Here is a 24,710-nt window from a genome sequence, read left to right as displayed (position 1 = left end):
GCACCTGCGCCGGGTGAGCAAAAGAAACATCCTGGTAGGGTGGAAAACGCCGCAGGCTTTTCCACCGTGGCAGCGACGAAGGGGTTGTGGTGGAAAATCGCTACGCGAGTTTTCCACCCTACGTCACTGACCGGTTCGTCGTTGAGGCCTGCGGCTGTAGGAGCGAATTCATTCGCGACCTGCGCCAACGGCGCGGCAATCCGGCAGCCGGCGACCCGCTTGGCGGGTCGGTCGCGGATCAATCCGCTCCTACGCGGCGCTTGCGTTTGGCCTTGGGCGCAGCGGCGCGCTGGGCCTGGATGCGCTCCAGCAGTACGCTGGCCGCTTCGTCGTCGGGGTTCTGGGGCACCAGTTCGCCGCGGAAGGCCTTGGCGAGGATGCTCTGGGTCAGGCGGTCGATGCGTGTTTTTGCCTCGTTGACCTTGGCTTCCAGCTGGTCGGCGAAGGCGAACAGTTGCTCGACGCGGCGGACGATTTCGGTTTGCTCTTCAAACGTCGGCAAGGCGACTGGCAGCCTCCTTACATCGGCTAAATTGATGCCTTTTTGCGCCACACCACGAACCTTACCGACCAGTAAACGCTGCCCAAGAGGGCTCTGAAGAATACAAGCAAGATAGAAGGGCACAACCGCTGGAAGCGTCGGGATCATCGCAACTTCACGACTAATATTGCAGTCGCGCAACGATTCGGGAGCAACGCCAACATTACCCACGGAGCCACGAATCGCAAGCAATACTTCGCCACCTTTGAGCCGAGTCCTTTTGTACTCCTGCTCGACTTCAGCAGACACGGTCTTCAGGTTTGAGGTATCGATAAATAGATTTTTTACGTCCCCACACCTAACAGTAGGGATACCCTTTTCAACAGCAGCACCAGTCTGAACAATCCCGTACGGAACCCCTCGTCCCGGCTCAACAAGCTGTTCCAAAGCGTATTTTTTCCAGAAAGCAGGAAGTGGCTCTCCCAAGATTTCCTCAGCCGCAGCCAACTCTTCCATGCTGAGCTTATTCGCCTTGGGGCTCACTACAACATCCAAGCATCTGGTGTTTTTCTCACGCCACTCCTCCGTCAACCGCCCGGAAACGGCGGCGGCGAGGACGGACTGGCGGAAGCGTTTGAGCAGCGCGGGGATGCCGTCGATGCGGGCTTTCAGGGTATCGACCTGGGCCAGCAGTTCGTCGAGTTTGGCGGCGATGCGGGTTTGCTCGGCAAGCGGTGGCAAAGGAATACTAAGCTCTTTAAGCTTTGAGCCATTCACATTTGGCTGACCAATCCCAGCACTGAACTCCGTAATCTGGCCCCAGTAAGCGGGCGACTTAAAGAAATGAACAAGGTAATCAGAAATCTCCTTTTGCAGACAACGAACCCTGATAAGGTAGGACGCAAAAACAGATTCTGGAATCTCTCCTTTTATCAAAAAGCTCTTTCCAACTGTTGCTCCAGTTCTGGCGAATACAAGATCGCGATCTTTAAGCAAGTATTTCTCTTTTTGTGCTTCGCCAATCTCGCAATATGGCACCGTTTCCCAAGAAACTTTATTTTCTTGAATATCGGTTATGCGAAGCAGGCGCGGGCCAACCTCCTCCTGCGTTGAGGATGCTGTGTAGCCATAATTAATGTCTGCAGCCAGCTCATCCAGCTTTGCTGTTATCCAGTTGTCTGGCAGTTCACCACTCATTCCCGGGCCTCCGCCACTTCCAACCCCATCACCTCCGCCAGCATCCGTTTCTGCTGCTCGGCCTCGTCCCCCGCGCCCAGCGCCTGCATCAGCGCATCCAGCTCGCGCAGCGCTTCGGTCAGTTCGGCCATGGCCTCTCCGGCCAGCACTTCCGGGGCGGGCAGGTCAGCCGCGTCGATGCTGTCTTCGTCCTTCAGCCAGCTGATGTCCAGCGAATCGCCGCGTTCGCGGATCTGCTCGCGGGTGAACACGCGGAAGCGGCTCAGCTCGCCGATGCCCTCGACGTTCTCGGCGCGCGGGCTGTTGCCGTTGGGGTCTTCGCCATAAGCCTTCTCGAAGGGTTCGAGATGCTTGTCACCGAAGGGGGTGCGCTTGCCGAAGCTGGGCATGTTGCTGCGCAGGTCGAAAATCCACACCCGCCTGGTGCAGCCTTCTTCCTGCCGGGGATCGTCCGCCGCGCCCTTCTGGAAGAACAGCACGTTGGTCTTCACCCCCTGGGCGTAGAAGATGCCGGTGGGCAGGCGCAGGATGGTGTGCAGGTTGCACTTGTCCATCAGGTCGCGGCGCACCTCGGTGCCGACGCCGGCCTCGAACAGCACGTTGTCCGGCAGCACCACGGCGGCGCGGCCGCCCGGCTTGAGGCCGCGGTAGATGTGCTGGAGGAAGGCGAGCTGCTTGTTGCTGGTGCGGTAGGTGAGGTCGTCGCGGGTCGGCCCGCCGCCGCCCTTGGCGGTGCCGAAGGGCGGATTGGAGAGGATCACGTCGACCTTGGGCAGCCCAGCGCCGGTCTGGCCGAGGGCGTTGCCCAGGTGCACCACGCCCTCGGCGTCCCCTTCCATGCCGTGCAGCAGGCAGTTCATCAGCGCCAGCCGGCGCGTGCCGGGCACCAGCTCGATGCCGACGTAGGCCTGGGTGCGCTGGAAGCGGCGGGCCTTGTCGTCGAGGTCGTAGAAGTCGTCGGTGTGCTGCTTGATGTAGGCATCGGCGGCGATCAGGAAGCCCGCGGTGCCGGCGGCCGGGTCCTGGATGGTCTCGCCCGGCTGCGGGCGGATGCAGCGGATGATGCTGTCGATCAGCGGGCGCGGGGTGAAGTACTGGCCGGCGCCGGACTTGGTCTCGTTGGCGTTCTTCTCCAGCAGGCCTTCGTAGAGATCGCCGAGGCCGTCCTCGCGGGCGCTGAACCAGTCGATGCCGTCGAGGCTTTTGATCAGTTGTTCGAGGTGGCGCGGCTCCTTGAGGCGGGTCTGCGCGTCGGCGTAGATGGCGGCGATCAGCGGGTCGCTGTTCTGGCCGAGGTCGAGGAGCATCTGCCGGTAGTGGTTGAGCAGGTTGAGCCCGGACTTGCCGGCCAGATCCGGCCAGCGCGCGCCCGCGGGCAGCTTGTGGCCGAAGTCGTCGTTGTTCTGTACCTGCTCGTATTCCATCTTGATGAACAGCAACAGGACCAGTTCGGTGACGTAGTCGCTGTAGTTGATGCCGTCGTCGCGGAGGACGTCGCAAAGGTTCCAGAGTTTCTGGACTATGTCGGAGTTGGTCATGTCGGGTTACTCGGCGGGCTGATTCAGCAGCGCGCGGCGCAGTTGTGAAAGGGCCGGATTGCTGGCTTTTTGCAGCAGATCAGCCGTGAACAGTTCGGCATAGGCGGCAGGATCGGTGTGCCGTCCGGCGAGCCGGGGGTGCAGGCGTTGCTTCAGTTGCTGGCTGGTTTCATGCGCCCGGACGGGCTCGTCCAGCGCCTCGAGCAGGACACCTTCGAGGCATTGCGGCTGCCACAGGATGATTTCATAACCGGCCTGTTCGGCACGTTTCCTTTCCGCCTCGGTTGGCGGAAGGTCGGCATCCAGCAGCAGGATGCGACGGTCATAGGCGGCGCCCCTGTAGCTGCGGATGGAGTTGCTGATGATATTGCCGGCCGAGCCGCCGTCACCGGCTTCGATCTGGACTTTCAGCCCGCTGCCGCGCGGGCAGAACAGCTGTTTCATGTGAATGATGAAAGCCCTGTCGTCGGCGCCCTCGCCCACCACCAGCAGGGTGGTAAGGACGGCATGCCGGGGCTTGCGCTGGAGCTTTCTCATAGTTCGGGCACACCGCCCAGCGCGCCGGCCATGTACTTGGCGTAGAGGTTGTCGTCGGCACGCAGGCCGACCACTTCATCCAGACGCCAGGCCGTCGAGCACTGATCCTCCTTCTCGCACAGGTAGACCTGATGCTTCTGCAGGCGGTTGAGCACTTCCGGGGTATGACAGGTGAAGATCAACTGGGCCTGATGGGGGTTGCTGTGTTCGAAGCGGAACCAGTCGAGAATCCTGGGCATCAGGTGGGGATGCAGGTCGTTGTCGATCTCGTCGATCACCGCCAGACCACCGTACTCCAGCGCAGTCAACAGGCGCTCGAGCAGCACAAAGGCCGACTGGGTGCCGCTGGATTCCTCGAAGAAACTCAGCTCGAACGTCCGGCCATCGCTGCTCCGGTGCTGGCCGAAAGGCATGTATACCCGGGCGCTCTTGCCATCCTCTGTCGTGATATCCAGCGGGCGGATGTCGACGCCGGAAAGCCCCAGGTCCAACCCGGGCATGGCCTCGACCATGCGCGCCTTGATGGTCGGAGACCTTTCATAGTTCTCGGCCGAACTGAACAGCGCCCCGTGCTGGAAGTGATGACGGCCCGTGCTGGCGACGTTGCTCACCACGCGACGGAAATACTCGATGAAGGGGCGGGCTTCCTTGATGTCGTAGCTGTGCGCGGCAGCCAGCAACGACGCATTGCTGCGCAGCCCCTGGGCCTGGGATTTCGGGAAGGGAAAGCCTTTCTGCTTGAAGGTGAAGCCGTCCCCTGATCGCTCGCGGCGGAACAGGTAGCTGAACTGGGTGCTGGTTCTGGCAAGCAGGACCTCGCTCACCACTCGCCCGGCATTCATCACCAACTGATAGCGGTGTTCGACCCCTTGCAGGAAGAAGTCGACTTCCAGGCAGGTGTCCTCCTCCGCGTGAAGCATGTGCGGGGAATAGGCGATGCCGGTATCCGGGTCGCCCTGCAGGAAGGAGTCGCAGATGAACCATTTGAGGAAGGCCAGCGGCTTGATGAGCTGGGTCTTGCCCGAGCCATTGGCACCCACCACGGCAATCACCTTGTTCAGGCGACAGTCCGCCAGTTCGATATCGAAGCCGGAGGGGGTGGGTTTCTTGCCGAGAGAGAAGTCGACCTGCGTTTCCTCGGCGAAGCTGTAGAAATTGGAGAACCGCAGCAACTTGATCATATTTTTTCAGATTCAACAAAATTTTGTTGATTTTGTTCTTTTGTGCCAGCTTCTTCAAGCGTCTCCATGGTTCAGGCATGTGCCCTGCTCCATCGGTCAGCCCACCTTCGTCCACAGGTTGTCGTTGAGCTCCTCCAGCACCACGGCAAGGTGGCCGCCAAGGCGCTTGTCGAGCTGCTTGCTGCCGCCGTCGTTCTTGAAGGCTTCGCCGATCTGCTTGTCGTCGATCACCACCTCATGCACCAGCTGCTTGGCGAGGCGCTCCAGCCACTTGCGCTGTACCGGCGTCCACGGCTGCAGGGCGTAGATCGTCTGCATGGCGTTGGCCACCCGCTGCTCGAACGGCAGCAGGGCTTCGCCGAGGGCGGCGCGGCGGATGAAGCCGACGATGCTGGCGGCGATTTCCTGGTTGGTCTGGTTGCGCCAGGCGCTCTGCAGGCTGGCTTCGCTGAAGCCGTGCTGGTCGAGCAGCAGGCGTACTTCGCGCAGCTGTTCGCGGGTCAGGTCCTGCGGGCGGTTGACCACCACGCCGAGGGCCACCGACTGGTTGAGCTGGTTGCGGATGAAGTCGTTGAAGCTTTCCAGGTAGTCGGCCGGCTTCTGGTTGGCACCGTAGTTCTGCTCCCTGACCCGCAGCTCGTCGCTGTGGGTAGAAATGACCGGGTAGTTTTCCGAGCCGAGCAGCGCCCTCACCGCATCGAGCTGTTCCAGCAGGCGGGTGTGCTGGCGGACGAACTGCGCGGCCTGCTGCGGACCGAGCTGGTGCAGGTGCTGGTGCAGCTTGTCCGGCGCCACGCCCCAGGCGTCTTCCAGTTCGGCGAGCTTGTGCTTGAGGGTCGGCTTGTCCTCGGCCTTGTGGCTGGCCTTGCGCAGGATGCGCATGACCCGCTGGCTGAGCTGGTCGAGCACATCGTGGGCATGGCTGGTTTGCGGCTGGCTGCCGGGGGCGTCGAGGCTGGCCGGGTTGCTCAGCTCGTTGACCAGTTGCTCGAGGGTGACGCCGGGGTCCTTGACCAGCGGCTTCATGGTGTCCACCGGCTCGAGGCTGGCGTAGAGGTCGACCGGATCGTAGATGCGGAACACGGTCTTGCCGATCTCGTCGCAGCGGCGGGTGGCGCGGCCCTTCATCTGTTCGTAGAGGATGCGCGAGCGCACCCGGCGCATGAACACCAGATGGCAGATGCGCGGCACGTCGATGCCGGTGGTGAGCAGGTCGACGGTGATGGCGATGCTCGGGTAGCGCTCGTTCTTGTACTGGCGGATCAGCTGTTCGACCTTGTCGCTCTGCCCGGTGATGATCTGCACGGCGGCCTGGTTGTACTGCTCGCCGTGGACTTCCTTGAAGGCGTCGTCGAGCAGGTTCTTGACTCGCTCGGCGTGGGCCTGGTTGACGCAGAAGATCATCGCCTTCTCGTCGCCCAGCGGGTCGAGCTCCTGGGCCAGCTGTTCGCAGATCACCTGGTCGAAGCCGGGGGTGATGACCCGGCGGTTGAAGGATTCGATCTCGAAGTCGAGTTCGTCTTCCAGCTCGGCGACGTCCACCTCGCCGGTGGCGGTGTTGATGACGCTGACGCTCTCGCCCCTGGCGAAGTGGATGCCGTTCTGGCTGAGCAGGGTCTGGTAGCGGATCGGCGGTTCGTGGTCGATCAGCCAGTCGTCGGCCACCGCCTCGCGGTAGCTGTAGGTGAACACCGGGGCGCCGAAGATCTCGCTGGTGTGCTTGGCCGGGGTGGCGGTGAGGCCGATGCGGCAGGCGTCGAAGTACTCCAGCACGCGGCGGTACTGGGACAGGTACTGGCTGTGGTCGCGCACGGCCAGCTCGCCCTCGGTCATCTCCTGGTCGAGGGTGTAACCGCGGTGCGCCTCGTCGACGATGATGCAGTCGAAGGCGTCGATGGGCGGCGGCTGGTCGGACTGGAAGATGCGCCGCACCATCGCCTGCACAGTGGCGACCTGGATGCGCGTTTCGGCCTCGGCGGCCATGTCGCCGAGCTGCTTGATGTCGTAGATCTGCGCCAGGGTGTGGTTCTGCTCGAGGGCCGCCTCGTTGAAAGCGTCGAGGGCCTGCTGGCCGAGGGCGCTGCGGTCGACCAGGAACAGGATGCGGCGGAAGCGCTCGGCTTTCAGCAGGCGGTACATCAGGCCGATGATGGTGCGTGTCTTGCCGGTGCCGGTAGCCATGGCCAGCAGGCACTGGCGGCGGTTGGCGGCCAGCGCCTGTTCCACGGCGCGGATGGCGTTTTCCTGGTAGTCGCGCAGCCGGAGGTAGGCGAAGCCTTCCTGCTGGAGCCTGGCCTCGGCCTCCACGCGGCTGCGCTTGAGCAGGTCGAGCAGGCCCTCGGGCGTGTGGAAGTCCTGCAGCGGGCGGCGCAGATTGGCCGGGCTGCGCAGGTCGCGGAACCAGATGCCGGACTGTTCGGCGAGCTGCTTGATGTACGGGCGGCCGTTGCAGGCGAAGGCGAACGGCACGCGGAACTGACCGCCCTGCCCGTCCGCCCAGCCGGCACTCTCGGCGCTCAGCTGCCAGGCCGGCTGCAGCTCGCCCTGGAGCACGAACTGGCGGGAGTAGCGCTCGGCCTGCGGGATGCGGTCGGCGATGTTGATGCGTTTGCGCTTGGCCTCGACGATGGCCACCGGGGTGAGCCCGGCGAACAGCACGTAGTCGGCCGCTTCGCCCGGCTTGCTGGTCGGCCATTCGGCGATGGCCTTGTTCTTGCTCTTTTCCGGGCGGGCACCCTTGCGCCAGGTGAGGTCGAGCGAGTCGGCTTCCCAGCCGGCATCGGTGAGCTGTTGGTCGATGAGGATGCGGGTCAGGTCTTCGTTGAGGTCGAACTGGCTGCTGGCCTGCTGGGTCTTGTGCATGACCTGCTGGGCGACCTGCGGCTGGCTCTCCAGCTGCTTGTGCAGCGCCTGCAGACGCTCCTCGAACTCGGCGCGGGTCCTGGCCAGCGCGGCCTCGTGCTCCAGGGCGAGCTGCTCGTAGGTGCGCGCCTCCTTGTCCATCTGCCCGGCCAGGGTGGAGTACTCGTCCTTCTCGCGGGCCAGCAGCTCGGCCAGTTGCTGGTTGCTCTCCAACTGCTGACGGCTGTCGCCCAGCTCGGCACGCAATTGCTCGATCTGCTCCTGCAGCTCGCGCAGCGGGGCGCTGGGGTCGGTGGGGGTGACGAAGGGGCCGGGCTTGAAGGCGCTGCCGGCCTTGCCGAACGACTGGTGATACCAGATGGCCAGGGCACGGGCGACCTTGAGGCCATCCAGCGCCTCGCGGTGCTGGGTGCGGAATTCGTGGGTGGCCTTGTTGCCCTCGATGCGCAGGGTGTGGAACAGGTTGCGGATGTTGCCGTCGAGCTGGATCTCGCGGCTCAGGCGGTACAGCAGATCAGCCTGACTGAGGGTGGCGTCGAACTCGATGCCGGCGCGCACGGCCAGATCCTGAGCCAGCGCCTCGCCGAGCTGGCGCAGCTTGATCAGCGTGGAGTTGGGGTCGCTGGCGAACACGCGCTCGGCCGTGCTGGCGAGCTGGAAGAAGACTGGGTCGTGCTCCTTGAGGAAAGCGAAGTTACTGCTCTCTGCCATGCTCTATCCCTTGAAATCGTCCCCCGGCTATCCGGAGATGGTTGTGTCGTGGGGAGGATGATGCCAGACAGATGGCACCCGGGAGTACTCGAACAGAGCCGCAGGCTTGCGGCGCTGCAGGGGTCAATCGCTGGTACGCACGGAACCCGGACGATCGGCTCGTTGCTACCGACGCGGAAACCACCGAGCGCCTGGCCGAGTGGGCTGTATTGAGGGGGGGCATTTCGGTTCTGGTGTCAACCCAGCGATAGACCGCCTCAAAAACGAAAAAGGCCCGCATCGCTGCGAGCCTTGATCTGATTGGTGCCGGTGAAAGGAATCGAACCCTCGACCTTCTCATTACGAATGAGCCGCTCTACCGACTGAGCTACACCGGCGTAAGACGGCGCACATTATTCAAATTCGGCCGCTTGAGCTCAAGCCCCGCAGCGGCGAATCCGTAAAATTTTTTCCGCGTTTCAGGCAGTTGCGGCATCCGGCGGCGTCAGAGCCGTTCGATGCGCTCGTCGTGGATGGCGATCAGGCCCTGCTTGTAGAGGCCGCCGATGGCCTTCTTGAAGCTGCCCTTGCTGACGCCGAACAGCCGGGCGATGAGTTCCGGCGGGCTCTTGTCGCCGAGCGGCAGCACGCCGCCCTCCTCGTCCAGGCGGGCGAGGATGCTGTCGGCCAGCTCGTCGCGGGCGGCCTGGCCGACCGGTTGCAAGGTCAGGCTGATCTTGCCGTCGTCGCGCACTTCCTTGATGTAGCCCTGCTCGCGCATGCCGCCGCGCAGGAACTTGAATACCTCGTTCTTGTGGATCAGCCCCCAGTGCTGGCCGTCGATGATCGCCTTGAAGCCCAGCGGGGTGGGCTCGACCACCAGCAGGTCCACCGCCTGGCCGGGCAGGTAGTGGGCCGGGGTCTTGTCCAGGTAGCGGTCGAGCCGCGCGGTGGCGACGATGCGCCGGGTGCGCGGGTCGAGGTAGGCGTGGACCACGCAGTAGTCGCCGACCTGCAGCGGGCGCTTCTCTTCGGAATGGGGCAGCAGCAGGTCCTTGGGCAGGCCCCAGTCGAGGAACAGGCCGACGCGGTTGATCTGCACCACCTTGAGACTGGCGAAGCCGCCGACCTGGATCTTCGGCCGCAGCGTGGTGGCGATGAGCCGGTCGTCGCTGTCCAGGTAGACGAAGACGTTCAGCCAGTCGCCGACCTCGCTCGGCGAATCCTTGGGCACGTAGCGCCGGGGCAGGAGGATCTCGCCGTCCGCACCGCCGTCGAGATAGAGGCCGAAGTCGGTGTGCTTGACCACCTGCAGGGAATTGAACCGCCCAATGAGTGCCATCTTGAATACCTTGCTTGCCGGGGGTGGCATTCTACTCGCGAGGCGCCAGGCCGAGGCGCAACAATTTGCCGCTCGTCTCGTCGGTCAGCAGGTAGAGGTAGCCGTCCGGGCCCTGGCGGACGTCGCGGATGCGGGTGTCGAGGTCTTCCAGCAGGCGTTCCTCGTGGACGATGCGGTCGCCGTCCAGCTCCAGGCGGATCAGGCAGCGGTCGACCAGGGCGCCGATGAACAGGCTGTGCTGCCAGGCCGGGAAGCGCCCGGCATCGTAGAAGGCCATGCCGCTGATCGCCGGCGACTTCTCCCAGACGTAGTGCGGCGGCTCGGTGCCCGCGACGGTCTTGCCGCGGGCTTCGGGGATCGGCAGGAAGGAGTAGTTGATGCCGTGGGTGGCCAGCGGCCAGCCGTAGTTCCTGCCGGGCTCGGGGATGTTGATCTCGTCGCCGCCGCGCGGGCCGTGCTCGTGGGTCCAGAGCCGGCCGGTCCAGGGATTGAGCGCGGCGCCCTGCTGGTTGCGGTGGCCGTAGGACCAGATTTCCGGCCGCGCGCCCTGGCGGCCGACGAAGGGGTTGTCCTCGGGCACGCGGCCGTCCGGATACAGGCGCACCAGCTTGCCCTGCAGCTTGTCGAGATCCTGCGCGGTCGGCCGCTGGTTGTTCTCGCCGAGAGCGATGAACAGGTGGCCATCGCGGTCGAACACCAGCCGCGAGCCGAAGTGGATGCCGGTGGAGAGCTTCGGCTGCTGGCGGAAGATCACCCGGAAATCCTCCAGCCGGCGCAGGTCCGCGGACAGCCGGCCGCGGCCCACGGCGGTGCCGGCCTGACCGTCGTCCCCCGCTTCGGCATAGGAGAGGTAGACCAGCCGGTCCGCGGCGAACTGCGGCGACAGCGCCACGTCGAGCAGCCCGCCCTGTCCGCGGGCAAAGACCTTCGGCAGCCCGCCCAGCGGCCCGGACAATTGGCCGTCGGCGAACAGCCGCAGGCGGCCGGGGCGCTCGGTGATCAGCATCCCCTGCCCGTCCGGCAGGAAGGCCAGCGCCCAGGGATGCTCCAGACCGCCGGCCATCTGGTCGACCTGCAGCGGGCCCTTTTCGCTGGAATATTGGGCCGCCTGGACGGCCGGGGTCAGCAGGACGGTGCAGAGCAGGGCGAGGAGGCAAAGACGAGGCATGGTCGAGTTCCTTTCGTGAAAGAGGGGCGCAGCCACTACAACTGTAGGAGCCCGCTTGCGGGCGATGCCTTTTCGCGGCGACGAATCGCCAGCACGCTGGCGCCTACGGGGCGGGCTCTGCGGCCACGCAGGCGAGTACAATGCCTGCCCGATTCCGAGTGCCTTCGCCATGACCGATCCCATCCGCCTGTCCAAACGCCTGGTCGAGCTGACCCACTGCTCGCGCCGGGAAGCCGAGCTGTATATCGAGGGCGGCTGGGTCAGCGTCGACGGGCGGGTCGTCGATGAGCCGCAGTTCAAGGTCGGCGACGAGGCGGTCGTCCTGCATCCGGATGCCGTGGCCGCGCCGGTCGAACCGGTGACCCTGCTGCTGCACAAGCCGGCCGGCGAGACGCTCGAGCAGGCGCTGCAGCGCCTCGGCCCGGCAACCTGGGCGGAAAGCGATCACGGCGCGCAGCGCCCACTTTCCCGACACTTCCGCAAGATCACCGCGCTGCTGCCGCTGGAACCCGCCGCCAGCGGCCTGCAGGTGTTCAGCCAGCAGCGCGGCGTGCTGCGCAAGCTGGGCGAGGAGGCCGACACGCTGGAGCAGGAGTTCGTCGTCGAGGTCGCCGGCGAGCTGGCCGCCGGCGGCCTGGAGCGGCTCAGCCACGGCCTCGACTACCGGGGCCGGGCGCTGCCGCCGTGCAAGGTCAGCTGGCAGAGCGAACGGCACCTGCGCTTCGCCCTCAAGGCGCCGCAGGCCGGGCAGATCGCGCACATGTGCCGGAGCGTCGGGCTCGAGCTGCTGGCCCTCAGGCGCATCCGCATCGGCCGCCTGGCGATGGCCAGGCTGCCGGCGGGACAGTGGCGCTACCTGGGCGAGCGCGAGCGCTTCTGAGCCATCGCGGCGCGACCGCTCACTGCGGGTCGCGGTCGACGGCGAAGGCCGACCAGGCCTGGCGCACCGGCATGATTTCCAGGCGGTTGATGTTGATGTGCGCCGGCAGGCTGGCGACGTGGAAGATCTGCTCGGCGATGTCCTCGGCGACCAGCGGCGTGGTGCCGCGGTACAGCCGGTCGGAGGCCGCCTGGTCGCCCTTGGTGCGCACCAGGGTGAACTCGGTTTCCGCCAGCCCCGGAGCGATGTCGGTGACCCGCACGCCGGTGCCGAGCAGGTCGCAGCGCAGGTTGTAGGAGAACTGCTGGACGAAGGCCTTGGTCGCGCCGTAGACGTGGCCGCCCGGATAGGGCCAGTGGCCGGCGACCGAGCCGATGTTGACGATGCTGGCGCCCTGGCCGGTGGCGATCAGGGTCGGCAGCAGCGCATGGGTGACGTTCACCAGGCCGGTGATGTTGGTGTCGATCATGGTGTGCCAGTCTTCCAGCGCCACCTTCTGCGCCGCCTCCGGGGCCAGGGCCAGGCCGGCGTTGTTGAGCAGCGCCTTGACCTGGCGGAAGCCCTCGGGCAGCGCCGCGACCACCTGGCGGACGGCCTCGGCATCGCGCACGTCGAGGGCGGCGATGTGCACCGGAACCTGCTCCTTCAGCTCTTCCTGCAGGGCCTGCAGACGCTCCAGGCGCCGGCCCGCCAGCACCAGCGACCAGCCGGCCTGGGCGAAACGGCGGGCGGCGGCGCGGCCGAAGCCGGAGGTCGCCCCCGTGATGAAGACAATGTCGCTCATTCCTGAACCTCTTCGTTCTCGTGGAAAACACCGGCGCAGCCGGCATCGACAAGGCCCCGGACGGGCCGCTCGCACAGTCATATTACCTCTTGGCGATCCGCTACGCTTGCCGGCGGATCTGCACCCGGCTGCCATACTGTCGGCATGGTCAGCGCCACTTTCCGCTTCTACGAGGAGCTCAACGATTTCCTGCCGTCCGAGCGGCGGCGGCAGGCGTTCACCTGCGGCTGTGCGCGGGCGGCGACGGTCAAACACATGATCGAGGCGCTCGGCGTGCCGCACACCGAGGTGGAGCTGGTGCTGGTCAACGGCGAGTCGGTGGACTTCGCCCGGCAGCTGCGCGACGGCGACCGGGTAGCGGTCTACCCCCGCTTCGAGGCGCTGGACATCACCCCCCTGCTCAAGGTGCGACCCCATCCGCTGCGGGAGCTGCGCTTCATCGCCGACGCCCACCTCGGCGGGCTGGCCAACCTGCTGCGCATGTGCGGCTTCGACACCCTCTACGACAACCATTACGAGGACAGCCAGATCGCCACCCTCGCCGCCGAGCAGCGGCGCATCGTGCTGAGCCGCGACCGCGAACTGCTCAAGCGGCGCATCGTCGACCACGGCTGCTACGTGCACGCCCTGAAGCCGGCCCTGCAGCTGCGCGAGCTGTTCGAGCGGCTGGACCTCGCGCGCAGCGCACGGCCGTTCAGCCTGTGCCTGCACTGCAACCTGCCGCTGCACGAGATCGCCGCGGAACAGGCCAGGCCGCGTTTGCCGCCGCGGATCGCTGCCCTCTACTCACGCTTTTTCGCCTGCGATGCCTGCCAGCGTCTTTACTGGGAGGGTTCGCACTGGCGCAGCATGCGCGTGCTGCTGGCCCCCCTGCTGGACGCCCCGCCGGCCTAGGGTCTGTTGGCGTTTTGGCGTAGGCTGCGACGGAGGCCCGTTTGGCGCAGAACAAGGAGCGAGGAGAGAAGTTTGGTCATTCCAAATGAACGACGAGCGACGCCGTGCTGCGCCAAACGGGTCCCGTCCCTTCGGGTTGCGCGGCAACGCGGCTCACGCCAAAGCGTCAACAGACCTTAAGGTACGCTGTTGGTCTGCTGCCGGGTGAAAGAAGCGGATTTTGCCTGTCTGAAGCGGATACCTTTTTTCAAGCGCAGGGAGGCACCATGTTCTTTCGTTCGCGCAACAACCGCCCATCCGTGGGCCTCGCCCTGCAGGGCGGCGGCGCCCACGGCGCCTTCACCTGGGGCGTCCTGGACGCGCTGCTGGAGGACGGCAGACTCGACTTCGCGGGCGTCAGCGGCACCAGCGCCGGAGCGATGAACGCGACCGTGCTGGCCCACGGCCTGCTGCAGGGCGGGCGCGACGGCGCGCGCGAGGCGCTGGCCAGCTTCTGGCAGGCGGTGGCCAGCAGCGCGCCCCTGCTCAACGCCGGCGCCAACATCCGCAGCGGCTATCCGGCGACCAGCCTGAAGATGATGCTCTACTGGACCCAGGTACTTTCGCCGCGCCAGCTCAATCCGATGAACGTCAATCCGCTGCGCGACATCCTCGTCTCGCTGGTCGATTTCGAGCGCCTGCGCGCGGCCTGCCCGGTCGAGCTGTTCATCGCCGCGACCAATGCCAACACCGGCCGCCTGCGGCTGTTCCGCAGCCATGAGCTGAGCGAGGACTGCGTACTGGCCTCGGCCTGCCTGCCGACCTACCACCACACCGTGGAGATCGACGGCGAGCCGTACTGGGACGGCGCCTTCTCGGCGAATCCGGCGGTGTTTCCGCTGGTCTACGAGTGCAGCGCGAGCGACATCCTGCTCGTCCTGCTCACGCCCATGGCCCACGGCCGGACGCCGCAGAGCGTCGAGGAGATCCGCCGCCGCGCGCAGGAGCTGGCGTTCAAGTCCACCTTCCTGCGCGAGATGCACAGCCTCGCCCAGGCCCGCGAACACGCCGCCCGCACGCTGCTACCCCTGGGCCGCCTGGAGCGGCGCCTGAACCAGACCCACCTGCACATGATCGCCGACGACGCGCTGATGGGCCGGCTCGCCGCGGAGTCGAAGATGACCACCAGCCAGCCCTTTCTGGAAATGCTCCGCGACCAGGGCCGCTTACAGGCCATCGCCTGGCTGGAAAGCCATTACCGGGCAGTGGGACGGCGTTCCTCGGTGGACATCGCCGCCGTGTTCCTCTGAGTGGCCGTGGTGCGGGCACGCCTCGTGCGGCACGGCGCTTTCCTTGCGGACGGCCCGCTTGCGCGCGGAGGCGGACAGCTCCAGCTGGTAGCGCTGGAAGATGGCGCCGATCGTGCCGTCGGCGATCAGCTCGTCCAGGCCCCGCTCGAAGGCCTCGAACTTTTCCGGCGAAACCCGCGCCCGGGAGAAGGCGATGGCGTAACCCACCTCCTTGAACAGGCCGACCTCGCGGACGTTGCGCAGCTGGTGCTGCTCGATCAGGCGGCGGGCGATGCTGGGATTCATGACCACCATGCCATTGCCGAAACGCCCCGCATCGAGCTTGCGCATCAGCCGCAGGTTGTCGCTCTCCAGGTAGACATGGGCCGAGGGAACCCCCTGGATATGCTGGCGTACCACATTGGCCGTGCCGGAGGGCCCCAGCGTGTAGAGGTCGCGGCGCTCCCCGGGCTGCGGGCGCCAGCCCTGCGCAGAATTGGAGCGATGGGCATAGAGGTTGAGGCTGGAGTCGATCAGCACCGGACCGAAGCGTAAATCGATCGCCCGCTCGTGGGTGGGAATGACGGCGAAGACGGCATCGGTCTGCCCCTGCTCGAGCATCGCCAGGGAACGGCGCCAGGGCACCAGACCGATCGGGCAATCGAAGTGGATGCGGGCGCAGACCGCCTGCACCGTCTCGACGAAGGGACCGCGGGCAACCGGCGGCTTCGCCCCGCTGTCGGACTCCTTGCTGGAAAAGTCGAAAGACAGGAATTCACCGGTCACGAAGCGCAGCTCCGTGGCTTTGCCCGGCCAGGACAGCAGAAGCGTCCAGACCATCAGGAATATTCGTATCGACATCGACTGACTACCCGAGCACGAGCCGTAGACAGGTAGTCTACTTTTTCTGCGCGCAAAAAAAGAGGCGAGGATAGCCTCGCCTACTCTTTCATTCCCTTTCCCTTTTTTCCTGGCTCATCGTCCTGATGATTCGCCATCCTGCGAAGTCCCTGGCCGTCCTCCGTGGCAGCCTGCGTCAGTCCGTCGACACGGGGAGATGTTAACGCGCAGCCCGGGCTGGACAAGAGGGCGACGTGCTGCCCCCTGCAGCGCGGCCGAGCCAGGAACACGGTTGGAAATTCTTATTTTTCAATAATTTGCGCAATTGATGGCATTTTGCTTTCATGCCTGACAGCCACCCGACCTACAAGACGTGTAGGCAACGGCTTACACAGCGCAGCGCAATCGAAGCGCTTTCCAGCGGGGGAGTATGCGAGGGACGCCAGCGCCGGGCCATCCGGCAAACGAACGTCCCGCCTGTCCTGCATGGCAAAGGCCGTCGGTCGGAAAGCGGCGCGCCGGCCGTCACAGCGCAGCGCATGGCGCTGAACGCCGTCAGCCCGACATCCGGCGCACTCCGGGCTTTGCCTTGGCCTCGATGGCATGCGGTCGCGTCAGACGCTCCACATAGAGACCGGCCGCGAACAGCGCACAACCTGCCAGCGCGAGAAGAAAGATGTTGTCGATCGACATAGGATCGCCCTCCGTGGCGATGTGATGGAACGGCTCTGGCGAACAGCCGCAAGGCTGCAGGCCAGCCCGGGTGGAGCCGGGCTTTCATATAGCGTCCCGCGGCGCAGTCAGGCCATCCGGCCATGGTCGAACAGGTGACCGGGACGGGACCTCAGAAGAGCAGCCCCAGAAAAGCCGCGCCGTACGCCAGAACCATCCCCACCTCGAGACAGCGGGTGAAAACCGCCTCCCAACGGCTGCGTTTATCCGTCTCTTTCTCTTCCCTTGTCTCAAGGCAGGAATCGCCCTCGTTGACATGCTGCATGCGCAAGGTCCTCGTTCTTCTTTCAGCTTCCCAGCCAGCGGCCTGCCGAGCTGCAAAGGCCTCTCCAGCCCTTCTTGCGAAGCACTGGACAAAAGAGGAACGACCATCGGCCTGCCCTACCCCACAGACAAGTAAGGTGAGGCATCGCGCCGCGGTCAAGGCGGTCGCGCAAAAACAGCCGGCAGCGTAGATCCGCCCGCGCGCGCCTACCCGGCTGGATGGGGCCTGCACTACCTTTCCTTACACTGCTCTCCGACAACACGGCCCCGCCGAGGGCGGTATAGCGTTCCCCCACCCAGCCTGAGAGGAAAGACTGATGAGCATCCGCACCCTCCGTGTACAGCCCGGCGGCGGCTTCGAGCGCGTCGTCCTGGAAACCAGCGAGCCGCTCGAGCCGCAGGCCGGCGAGATCGTCGTGCGCGTCCGCGCCAGTTCGCTCAACTATCACGACTACCTGGTGGTCAGCGGCGCCTGGGGTCCGGTCGAGCCGCGCATCCCCCTCTCGGACGGCGCCGGCGAAGTCCTCGCGGTGGGCAGCGGCGTCGACGAGTTCAAGCCGGGCGACCGGGTGGTCAGCACCTTCTTCCCCACCTGGCTGGACGGCGAAGCCGAGGTCGAGGGCTTCGCCACGGTGCCGGGCGACGGCATCGACGGCTTCGCCCGCGAGCAGGTGACCATGCCGGCGAGCGCCTTCACCCATGCGCCGCGCGGCTGGAGCCACGCCGAGGCGGCGACCCTGACCACCGCCGGGCTGACCGCCTGGCGCGCGCTGATGGCCGACGGCAACCTCAAGCCCGGCGAGACCGTGCTGGTGCAGGGCAGCGGCGGGGTTTCGGTGTTCGCCCTGCAGTTCGCCAAGCTGGCCGGGGCGACGGTCATCGCCACCTCCTCCAGCGACGACAAGCTCGCCCGCCTGGAGGCCCTGGGCGCGGACCATCTGATCAACTACCGCCAGGACCCGCAGTGGGGCGACAGGGTGCGCCGCCTGACCGGCGGCCGCGGCGTCGACCATGTCATCGAGGTGGGCGGACCGGCTACGCTGGAACAATCGATGACCGCCGCGCGCATCGGCGGGCACATCGCGGTGATCGGCATCCTGTCCGGACTCTCCGCCCACCTGCCGCTGGCCATCGCGCTGACCCGTCAGCTGCGCCTGCAGGGGCTGATCGTCGGCAGCCGCCGCCAGCAGAAGGACATGATCCGGGCCATCGAGGCGACGGGCATGCGGCCGGTCATCGATTGCCACTTTTCCCTGGCGGAGATGGTCGAAGCCTTTCGGCACGAGGAAAGCGGGCGGCATTTCGGGAAGATCTGCCTGGATATCTGAGAGCCTGAACAGGATGAGCCATTGACCCCGGGAGCCGAGCCTTGAACCTGACCACCCCCTATCTGGGCCTGTCCCTGCGCAATCCGCTGATCGCCTCGGCCTCGCCGCAGAACGCCGAGCTCGATCACCTGCGCCGGCTCGACGATGCCGGGATCGGTGCGGTCGTGCTGCCCTCGGTGTTCCAGGAACAGCTGGAAGCCGGCGCCAACGACTACGCCAGCATCGGCGCCGCCTGCGCCGACGTGCCGGAATTCCTCGCGCCGGTCGACGGCGGTCCCTACGGCCTGATCCCGGAGAGCCATCTGGCGCTGATCATGCGCGCCAAGGCCGAACTGTCGGTGCCGGTCATCGCCAGTCTCAACGGTGCCTCGGCCAGCCACTGGACCCGTTACGCCGCCCTGCTGGAGGAGGCCGGCGCCGATGCCCTGGAACTCAACCTGTATTTCGTGCCGGTCGACCCACTGGAGTCCGGTGCGGCGGTCGAGCAGCGCTACCTCGACGTGCTGGCTGCCGTGCGGCAGGCGGTGAAGATCCCGCTGGCGGTGAAGATGCCGCCCTACTTCAGCTCCATCGGCAACATGGCCAGCCGTCTGGTCGAGGGCGGCGCCGACGGTCTGGTGATCTTCAACCGCTACCTGCAGCCGGACATCGACCTGCAGCGCCTGGAGCTGTTCAGCACCCTGGAACTGAGCGACGCCCGGGAAATGCGCCTGCCGCTCCTGTGGATCGCCCTGCTGGCCGGGCGGATCAGAGGCTCGCTGGCCGCCTCCGGCGGCGTGGAGGACGTCGAGCAGCTGGTGAAGTACATGCTGGCCGGCGCCGACACGGTGATGACCACCGCCGCCATCCTGCGCCACGGCCCCGGCTACGTGCGCACCCTGCTCTCCGGCCTGGAAGCCTGGCTGCTGAGCCATCGCAGCCGGTCGCTGGAGCAGATCCGCGGACAGATGAGCTGGACGCGGCTGCAGAAGCACGACAACTACGTGCGCGCCAACTACATGCACCTGCTGGAGACCTACGGCGGCCCGCAGCCGAAGTGACCCGGCCCGGACGGCGGAGGCGCAAGGCGGCAGCCCAGAGCGCCCCAGGCGCCGGCGCAGATCAATAGGCTGCGAACCAACCGGTCGCTATACTCGCGGCAGGCACGCGCCCGCCCGCCGGTCGGCCAGGCCCACGGGCGCCTCCCATGCGGTCAGGAATGCATCCCATGAAACAGGAAGGCAAGAAACGTCTCGTCCGCGGCCTGCTGGCCGTCGTTCTGCTGGCTGGCGCAGCCGGCCTGGCCTGGCTGGAGCTGCGTCCGACGGGCCTCGGCGAGGGGTTCGCCAGCGGCAACGGACGCATCGAGGCGACCGAAATCGACGTGGCGACCAAACTGTCCGGCCGCATCGCCGAAATCAACGTCGACGAAGGCGAGTTCGTCCAGCCGGGCCAGATCCTCGCCCGCATGGACACCCAAGTGCTGGAGGCCCAGCTGGGCGAGGCCCTGGCCCAGGTGAGCAAGGCCGAGAGCGCCATCCTGACCGCCCGCGCGCGGGTCGCCCAGCGCCAGAGCGAACAGGCCGCCGCCGAGTCCGTGGTGCGCCAGCGGCAGGCCGAACTGGTCGCGGCGGAGAAGCACTTCCAGCGCACCGATGCCCTGGTCAGACGCAACGCCGTGTCGCGCCAGCAGCTCGACGACGACCGCGCCGGCATGCTGAGCGCCCAGGCGGCGCTGGCCACGGCGCGCGCCCAGGTGCTCTCGGCCGAAGCCGCGATCAAGGCGGCCGAATCCGAGGTGATCGAGGCCGAGTCCTCCCTGGAGGCCACCAGGGCGACGGTGAGGCGCCTGCAGGCGGACATCGACGACAGCCAGCTGAAGACCGACCGCCTGGCCCGCGTGCAGTACCGGGTGGCCGAGCCGGGCGAGGTGCTCGCCGCCGGCGGCAAGGTGCTCAACCTGGTCGACCTGACCGACGTCTACATGACCTTCTTTCTGCCCACCCGCGAGGCCGGCCGGGTAGCCCTGGGCAGCGATGCCCACCTGGTGGTGGACGCCGCGCCGGGCTACGTGATCCCGGCCAAGGTGAGCTATGTGGCCAGCGTCGCCCAGTTCACGCCGAAGACCGTGGAAACCGAGAGCGAGCGGGAGAAGCTGATGTTCCGCATCAAGGCGCGCATCGACCCGAAACTCCTGGAAAAACACCTCGAACAGGTGAAGACCGGCCTGCCCGGCCGGGCCTACGTCAAGCTCGACCCCGTGCTCGAATGGCCCGCCCACCTGCAGGTCAACCTGAGCCCATGAACGGTGTCGCGCAGCTTGCCGGGGTCGGCCTGCGCTATGGCCGGACCCGCGCCCTGGACGACCTCGACCTGAGCATCCCGGCCGGCTGCATGGCCGGGCTGATCGGCCCGGACGGGGTCGGCAAGTCCAGCCTGCTGGCGCTGCTCGCCGGCGCCCGGCAGATCCAGACCGGCAGCGTGCAGGTGCTGGGCGGCGACATGGCCGACCCGGCCCACCGCCGCGCGGTCTGCCCGCGCATCGCCTACATGCCCCAGGGCCTGGGCAAGAACCTCTACCCCACCCTGACCGTGTTCGAGAACCTGGAGTTCTTCGGCCGCCTGTTCGGCCAGGCAGCCGCCGAACGCCACGGGCGCATCGCCGACCTGCTGGCCAGCACCGGACTTGCGCCCTTCGCCGAACGGACGGCGGGCAAGCTCTCCGGCGGCATGAAGCAGAAGCTCGGGCTGTGCTGCGCGCTGCTCCACGACCCCGACCTGTTGATCCTCGACGAGCCGACCACCGGCGTCGATCCGCTGTCGCGCAACCAGTTCTGGGAGCTGATCGAGCGCATCCGCCGCAACCGCCCGGGGATGAGCGTGCTGGTCGCCACCGCCTACATGGACGAGGCGCAGCGCTTCGACTGGCTGGCCGCGATGGACGGCGGCCGGGTGCTGGCCTGCGGCGCACCGGCGGAGCTGCTGGCGCGCACCGGGAGCGCCAGCCTGGAGGAAGCCTTCATCGCCCTGCTGCCGGAAGAGCGGCGCCGCGGCCACCGTGCGCTGGTCATTCCGCCGCACACCCGCAGCGACGGCGTGGCCATCGAGGCCCACGGGCTGACCATGCGCTTCGGCGACTTCGTCGCGGTCGATCACGTGAACTTCCGCATCGAGCGCGGGGAAATCTTCGGCTTCCTCGGCTCCAACGGCTGCGGCAAGACCACCACCATGAAGATGCTCACCGGCCTGCTGCCGGCCAGCGAGGGCCAGGCGCTGCTGTTCGGCCAGCCGGTGGACGCCAGGGATCTGCGGGTGCGCCAGCGGGTCGGCTACATGTCGCAGGCCTTCTCGCTCTACGGCGAGCTCTCGGTGCGGCAGAACCTCGACCTGCACGCCCGCCTGTTCCACGTCCCGGCCGCCGAGCGCCAGGCGCGGATCGCCGCGATGGTCGAGCGCTTCGGCCTCGCCGGCGAGCTCGACAGCCTGCCGGGCGATCTGCCGATGGGCATCCGCCAGCGCCTGTCGCTGGCCGTGGCGGTGATCCACCGGCCCGAGCTGCTGATCCTCGACGAACCCACCTCGGGAGTCGACCCGATCGCCCGCGACGGCATCTGGGAGCTCTTGATCCAGTTGTCGCGCGAGGAAGGGGTGACCATCTTCATCTCCACCCACTTCATGAACGAGGCACTGCGCTGCGACCGCATCTCGCTGATGCACGCCGGCAAGGTGCTGGACAGCGACACCCCGCAGGCACTGATGGCGAAACGCAGCCTACCGAGCCTCGAGGAAACCTTCATCGCCTACCTCGAGGACGCCGGCGACAGCGCCGCGCCGGCGCCGCCAGTCAGCCCCGCGGCGGCCCCGGCAGAGAGCGCCGGCGCCGCCGGCAACCCCCCTTTCAGCCTGCGCCGCCTGCTCAGCTACAGCCGCCGCGAGGCCATGGAGCTGCGCCGCGACCCGATCCGCGCCACCCTCGCCCTGCTCGGCACGGCGCTCTTGATGTTCATCATGGGCTACGGGATCAACATGGACGTGGAGCGGCTGACCTTCGCCGTGCTCGACCACGACCAGACCACCACCAGCCAGGGCTACAGCCTGGACGTGTCCGGCTCGCGCTACTTCATCGAGAAGCCGCCGCTGGGCGGCCACGAGGATCTCGAGCGGCGCATGCGCAGCGGCGAGATCAGCCTGGCGATCGAGATTCCGCCGAACTTCGCCCGCGACCTCAAGCGCGGCGCCCGGCCGCAGGTGGCCTTCTGGATCGACGGCGCCATGCCGACCCGCGCCGACACCATCAAGGGCTACGTGCAGGGCATCCACGAGAGCTTCCTGGAGCACCTGGCCCGGGAGTCGTCCCAGGCCGTCGCCAGCCCCCAGGCGCAGGTCGCCGTACGCTACCGCTACAACCCCGACGTGCAGAGCCTGCCGGCCATGGTGCCGGCGATGATCCCGATCCTCCTGATGATGATTCCGGCGATGCTCACCGCCCTCGGCGTGGTGCGCGAGAAGGAGATGGGCTCGATCGTCAACTTCTACGTCACCCCGGTGACCCGCCTGGAGTTCCTGCTCGGCAAGCAGCTGACCTACATCGGGCTCGGCATGGCCAACTTCGCCATGCTGGTGGCGCTCGCCGTGCTGTTCTTCGGCGTGCCGCTCAAGGGCAGCCTGCCGGCCCTGAGCATCGGCGCGCTGCTCTACGTGGCCTGCTCGACCGGCCTGGGCCTCCTGATCTCCTCGGTGCTCAGGAGCCAGATCGCCGCCATCTTCGGCACCGCCATCGCCACCCTGCTGCCGGCCATCCAGTTCTCCGGGCTGCTCCAGCCGGTGTCGGCCATGGAAGGGATGGGGGCACTGGTCGGCCAGCTCTACCCGACCAGCCATTTCCTCACCATCTGCCGCGGCGTGTTCAACAAGGCCCTGGGCCTGATCGAGCTCTGGCCCTACTTCGTCCCGCTGCTGCTGGCCGTTCCGCTGCTGACCCTGGCCAGCGTCGCGGGACTGCGCAAACAGGAGCGCTGAGATGCGCAGGCTCGCCCGCAAGCTCTCCAACATCCTGCAACTCGGCCTCAAGGAGCTGCGCAGCCTGTATCGCGACCCGGCGCTGCTGCTGCTGATCCTCTACTCCTTCACCCTGGGCATCTACGCCAGCGCCACCAGCCTGCCGGAAACCCCCTACCGCGCCACCCTGGCGGTGGTCGACGAGGACCGCTCGCAGGCCTCCCGGCGCATCGTCGACGCCTTCCAGGAGCCCTATTTCCTGCCGCCGCAGTACATCGACACCGCCGCCATGGACAGCGGCATGGACGCCGGGCTCTACACCTTCACCCTGGACATCCCGCCGAACTTCCAGCAGGACCTGCTGGCCGGACGCACGCCGACCATCCAGCTCAACGTCGACGCCACCCAGGTCAGCCAGGCCTTCACCGGCGCCGGGCACATCCAGCGGATCGTCACCGAGGAAGTCGCCGAGTTCGTCCGCCGCTACCGCAGCGTCGAGATCCCGGTGGTGGATGCGCTGGTGCGCATGGAATACAACCCCAATCTGGTGAGCGCCTGGTTCGGCGCGCTGAACGAGGTGGCCAACCAGATCACCATGCTGGCGATCATCCTCACCGGCGCGGCGCTGATCCGCGAGCGCGAGCACGGCACCATCGAGCACCTGCTGGCGATGCCGGTCACCCCGCTGGAGATCATGCTGGCCAAGGTCTGGTCGATGGGCGTGGTGGTGCTGGCCGCCGCGATCCTGTCGCTGCGCCTGGTCGTCGAGAGATGGCTGGAGGTACCGCTGCAGGGCTCGATGACGCTGTTCCTCGCCGGCACCGTGCTGCACCTGTTCGCCGTCACCTCGATGGGCATCTTCTTCGGCACCCTGGCCCGCTCCATGCCACAGCTGGGGCTGCTGATCATCCTCACGCTGATGCCGCTGCAGATCCTCTCCGGCGGCAAGACCCCGCGGGAGAGCATGCCCGAGTTCGTGCAGGACATCATGCTGGTCGCCCCCACCACCCACTTCATCCAGCTGGCCCAGGCGGTCTTCTTCCGCGGCGCGGAACTGGCCATCGTCTGGCCGTCGCTGCTGGCGCTGGCGACGATCGGCGGGATCTTCTTCGTCGGCGCCCTGGCGCGCCTGCGCAAATCGCTGCAATAGCGAACAACAGTTTCCCATGGCTGGGACGACATTCGTGGATAGACTGGAGGCAGGACAGCAACCCACCGGGGGTTCATCGCCCCCCTTTCATACGTCCCTGCCCAAGGTGCACCGTCATGAAAACACGCAACGTCCTCGGCGCCGCCCTGCTGTTGTCCGCCATCCCGCTGATCGGCTGCTCCGGCCCCGCCATCGTCACCCTCAAGGACGGCCGCGAACTCAAGACCACGGACAGCCCGGAATACGAAGAGGAAACCGGCTTCTACCGGTTCGAGCGCTACGGCCGGCGGATGCGGGTCAGCGAGGACGCCATCCTGAGCATCCGCGATGCCGATTGAATCCGCTCAGCCGAAGGTGATGTACATCTTGTAGGCCACGGTCGACAGCATGCACAGCCAGCCGAGGGCGATCAGCGCGACGCCCCAGCCCTCGGCACGGTTGGCGAAGCCGACGCCGAGCAGCAGGAAGCCGGCGGCGATCAGAAGCACCATGGTCTCGAGAGAAGTCATCGGCTCTTCCCGCTCCGCTGAGTGAAGGCGGCGGCGACACGGCCAGGCCATCCTGCGCCCGTCCCGACGCCGTGGGCGTGGCGGCCAC

General features: G+C 66.6%; 21 protein-coding genes and 1 tRNA gene. 9 read left to right on the top strand and 13 right to left on the bottom strand.

Annotated elements, in window-relative coordinates:
- Positions 1-238: 238 nt before the first annotated feature.
- From ACG10_RS07020 to ACG10_RS06985, 8 genes are all read right to left on the bottom strand, one after another.
- Entirely contained in the window at positions 239-1,678 is a 1,440-nt protein-coding gene (locus ACG10_RS07020; RefSeq protein ID WP_089167669.1) for a restriction endonuclease subunit S, read from the bottom strand.
- Complete coding sequence (locus ACG10_RS07015) at positions 1,675-3,216, bottom strand: class I SAM-dependent DNA methyltransferase (protein ID WP_089167668.1); 1,542 nt, start codon at positions 3,214-3,216, stop codon at positions 1,675-1,677. Before ACG10_RS07015 ends, ACG10_RS07020 begins: the two co-directional genes overlap by 4 nt.
- Before the next feature lie 6 nt (positions 3,217-3,222).
- On the bottom strand, positions 3,223-3,753 hold the full coding sequence (locus ACG10_RS07010) for a hypothetical protein (RefSeq protein ID WP_089167667.1): 531 nt from the start codon (positions 3,751-3,753) through the stop codon (positions 3,223-3,225).
- Positions 3,750-4,934 carry an AAA family ATPase gene (locus tag ACG10_RS07005; protein ID WP_089167666.1) on the bottom strand — a complete coding sequence of 395 codons (1,185 nt, stop codon included), beginning with the start codon at positions 4,932-4,934 and terminating at the stop codon, positions 3,750-3,752. The genes ACG10_RS07010 and ACG10_RS07005 overlap by 4 nt, the downstream gene beginning before the upstream one ends.
- Positions 4,935-5,030: 96 nt before the next feature.
- Positions 5,031-8,507, bottom strand: coding sequence for a type I restriction-modification system endonuclease (hsdR, locus tag ACG10_RS07000; RefSeq protein WP_089167665.1), 3,477 nt, complete (start codon positions 8,505-8,507; stop codon positions 5,031-5,033).
- 301 nt (positions 8,508-8,808) lie between these two features.
- A tRNA-Thr gene (locus ACG10_RS06995) sits at positions 8,809-8,884 on the bottom strand.
- A gap of 107 nt (positions 8,885-8,991) precedes the next feature.
- Positions 8,992-9,828 carry a CvfB family protein gene (locus ACG10_RS06990; protein WP_089167664.1) on the bottom strand — a complete coding sequence of 279 codons (837 nt, stop codon included), beginning with the start codon at positions 9,826-9,828 and terminating at the stop codon, positions 8,992-8,994.
- Between the two features lie 31 nt (positions 9,829-9,859).
- Complete coding sequence (locus tag ACG10_RS06985; protein WP_089167663.1) at positions 9,860-10,996, bottom strand: PQQ-dependent sugar dehydrogenase; 1,137 nt, start codon at positions 10,994-10,996, stop codon at positions 9,860-9,862.
- A 169-nt stretch (positions 10,997-11,165) separates the two neighbouring features.
- Between ACG10_RS06985 and ACG10_RS06980 the strand changes: the two genes are divergently transcribed.
- Complete coding sequence (locus tag ACG10_RS06980) at positions 11,166-11,876, top strand: rRNA pseudouridine synthase (RefSeq protein WP_089169809.1); 711 nt, start codon at positions 11,166-11,168, stop codon at positions 11,874-11,876.
- 19 nt (positions 11,877-11,895) lie between these two features.
- Here the strand turns inward: ACG10_RS06980 and ACG10_RS06975 are convergent, their stop codons facing one another.
- Positions 11,896-12,660, bottom strand: a complete 765-nt coding sequence (locus tag ACG10_RS06975) for an SDR family NAD(P)-dependent oxidoreductase (RefSeq protein WP_089167662.1) — start codon at positions 12,658-12,660, stop codon at positions 11,896-11,898.
- Between the two features lie 144 nt (positions 12,661-12,804).
- On the opposite strand from ACG10_RS06975, the gene ACG10_RS06970 reads away from it, so the two are divergent.
- Together ACG10_RS06970 and ACG10_RS06960 are read left to right on the top strand one after the other, a co-directional pair.
- Complete coding sequence (locus ACG10_RS06970) at positions 12,805-13,554, top strand: Mut7-C RNAse domain-containing protein (protein WP_039805045.1); 750 nt, start codon at positions 12,805-12,807, stop codon at positions 13,552-13,554.
- 266 nt (positions 13,555-13,820) lie between these two features.
- Entirely contained in the window at positions 13,821-14,843 is a 1,023-nt protein-coding gene (locus ACG10_RS06960; RefSeq protein WP_039805048.1) for a patatin-like phospholipase family protein, read from the top strand.
- On the opposite strand, the gene ACG10_RS06955 is transcribed toward ACG10_RS06960, so the two are convergent.
- From ACG10_RS06955 to ACG10_RS24080, 3 genes are all read right to left on the bottom strand, one after another.
- Entirely contained in the window at positions 14,760-15,662 is a 903-nt protein-coding gene (locus tag ACG10_RS06955) for a substrate-binding periplasmic protein (protein ID WP_232487198.1), read from the bottom strand. The two genes, ACG10_RS06960 and ACG10_RS06955, sit on opposite strands and share 84 nt — an antisense overlap.
- A 555-nt stretch (positions 15,663-16,217) precedes the next feature.
- On the bottom strand, positions 16,218-16,355 hold the full coding sequence (locus ACG10_RS23570) for a hypothetical protein (RefSeq protein ID WP_157731389.1): 138 nt from the start codon (positions 16,353-16,355) through the stop codon (positions 16,218-16,220).
- A gap of 151 nt (positions 16,356-16,506) precedes the next feature.
- The gene (locus ACG10_RS24080) at positions 16,507-16,659 is read right to left on the bottom strand and encodes a hypothetical protein (RefSeq protein WP_165494348.1); all 153 of its coding nucleotides are present in this window, start codon (positions 16,657-16,659) and stop codon (positions 16,507-16,509) included.
- 316 nt (positions 16,660-16,975) lie between these two features.
- Between ACG10_RS24080 and ACG10_RS06950 the strand changes: the two genes are divergently transcribed.
- The 6 genes from ACG10_RS06950 to ACG10_RS06925 all read left to right on the top strand — a co-directional run bounded on the left by ACG10_RS06950 (position 16,976) and on the right by ACG10_RS06925 (position 24,451).
- Positions 16,976-17,986: a zinc-dependent alcohol dehydrogenase family protein gene (locus tag ACG10_RS06950; RefSeq protein WP_089167660.1), complete on the top strand. Its 1,011-nt coding sequence runs from the start codon at positions 16,976-16,978 to the stop codon at positions 17,984-17,986.
- Positions 17,987-18,027: 41 nt separating this feature from the next.
- Complete coding sequence (locus tag ACG10_RS06945) at positions 18,028-19,026, top strand: dihydroorotate dehydrogenase-like protein (RefSeq protein ID WP_089167659.1); 999 nt, start codon at positions 18,028-18,030, stop codon at positions 19,024-19,026.
- Between the two features lie 167 nt (positions 19,027-19,193).
- On the top strand, positions 19,194-20,270 hold the full coding sequence (locus tag ACG10_RS06940; RefSeq protein WP_039805058.1) for an HlyD family secretion protein: 1,077 nt from the start codon (positions 19,194-19,196) through the stop codon (positions 20,268-20,270).
- Positions 20,267-22,984, top strand: coding sequence for a ribosome-associated ATPase/putative transporter RbbA (rbbA, locus tag ACG10_RS06935; protein WP_157731387.1), 2,718 nt, complete (start codon positions 20,267-20,269; stop codon positions 22,982-22,984). Before ACG10_RS06940 ends, rbbA begins: the two co-directional genes overlap by 4 nt.
- 1 nt (position 22,985) lies before the next feature.
- Positions 22,986-24,113: an ABC transporter permease gene (locus ACG10_RS06930; RefSeq protein ID WP_039805063.1), complete on the top strand. Its 1,128-nt coding sequence runs from the start codon at positions 22,986-22,988 to the stop codon at positions 24,111-24,113.
- A gap of 116 nt (positions 24,114-24,229) precedes the next feature.
- Positions 24,230-24,451 (top strand): YgdI/YgdR family lipoprotein, encoded by a 222-nt coding sequence (locus ACG10_RS06925; RefSeq protein WP_039805065.1) that lies wholly within the window; start codon positions 24,230-24,232, stop codon positions 24,449-24,451.
- Positions 24,452-24,457: 6 nt separating this feature from the next.
- Here ACG10_RS06925 and ACG10_RS24075 read toward each other — a convergent pair whose 3' ends face one another.
- Positions 24,458-24,622, bottom strand: a complete 165-nt coding sequence (locus tag ACG10_RS24075; protein ID WP_165493842.1) for a hypothetical protein — start codon at positions 24,620-24,622, stop codon at positions 24,458-24,460.
- Positions 24,623-24,710 lie beyond the last annotated feature (88 nt).

It is taken from the genome of Azotobacter chroococcum (genome assembly GCF_002220155.1).
Classification (GTDB): Bacteria; Pseudomonadota; Gammaproteobacteria; order Pseudomonadales; family Pseudomonadaceae; genus Azotobacter; species Azotobacter chroococcum.
Note: the sequence above shows the minus strand (reverse complement) of the source record. Positions and strands in the feature narration are given on the sequence as shown.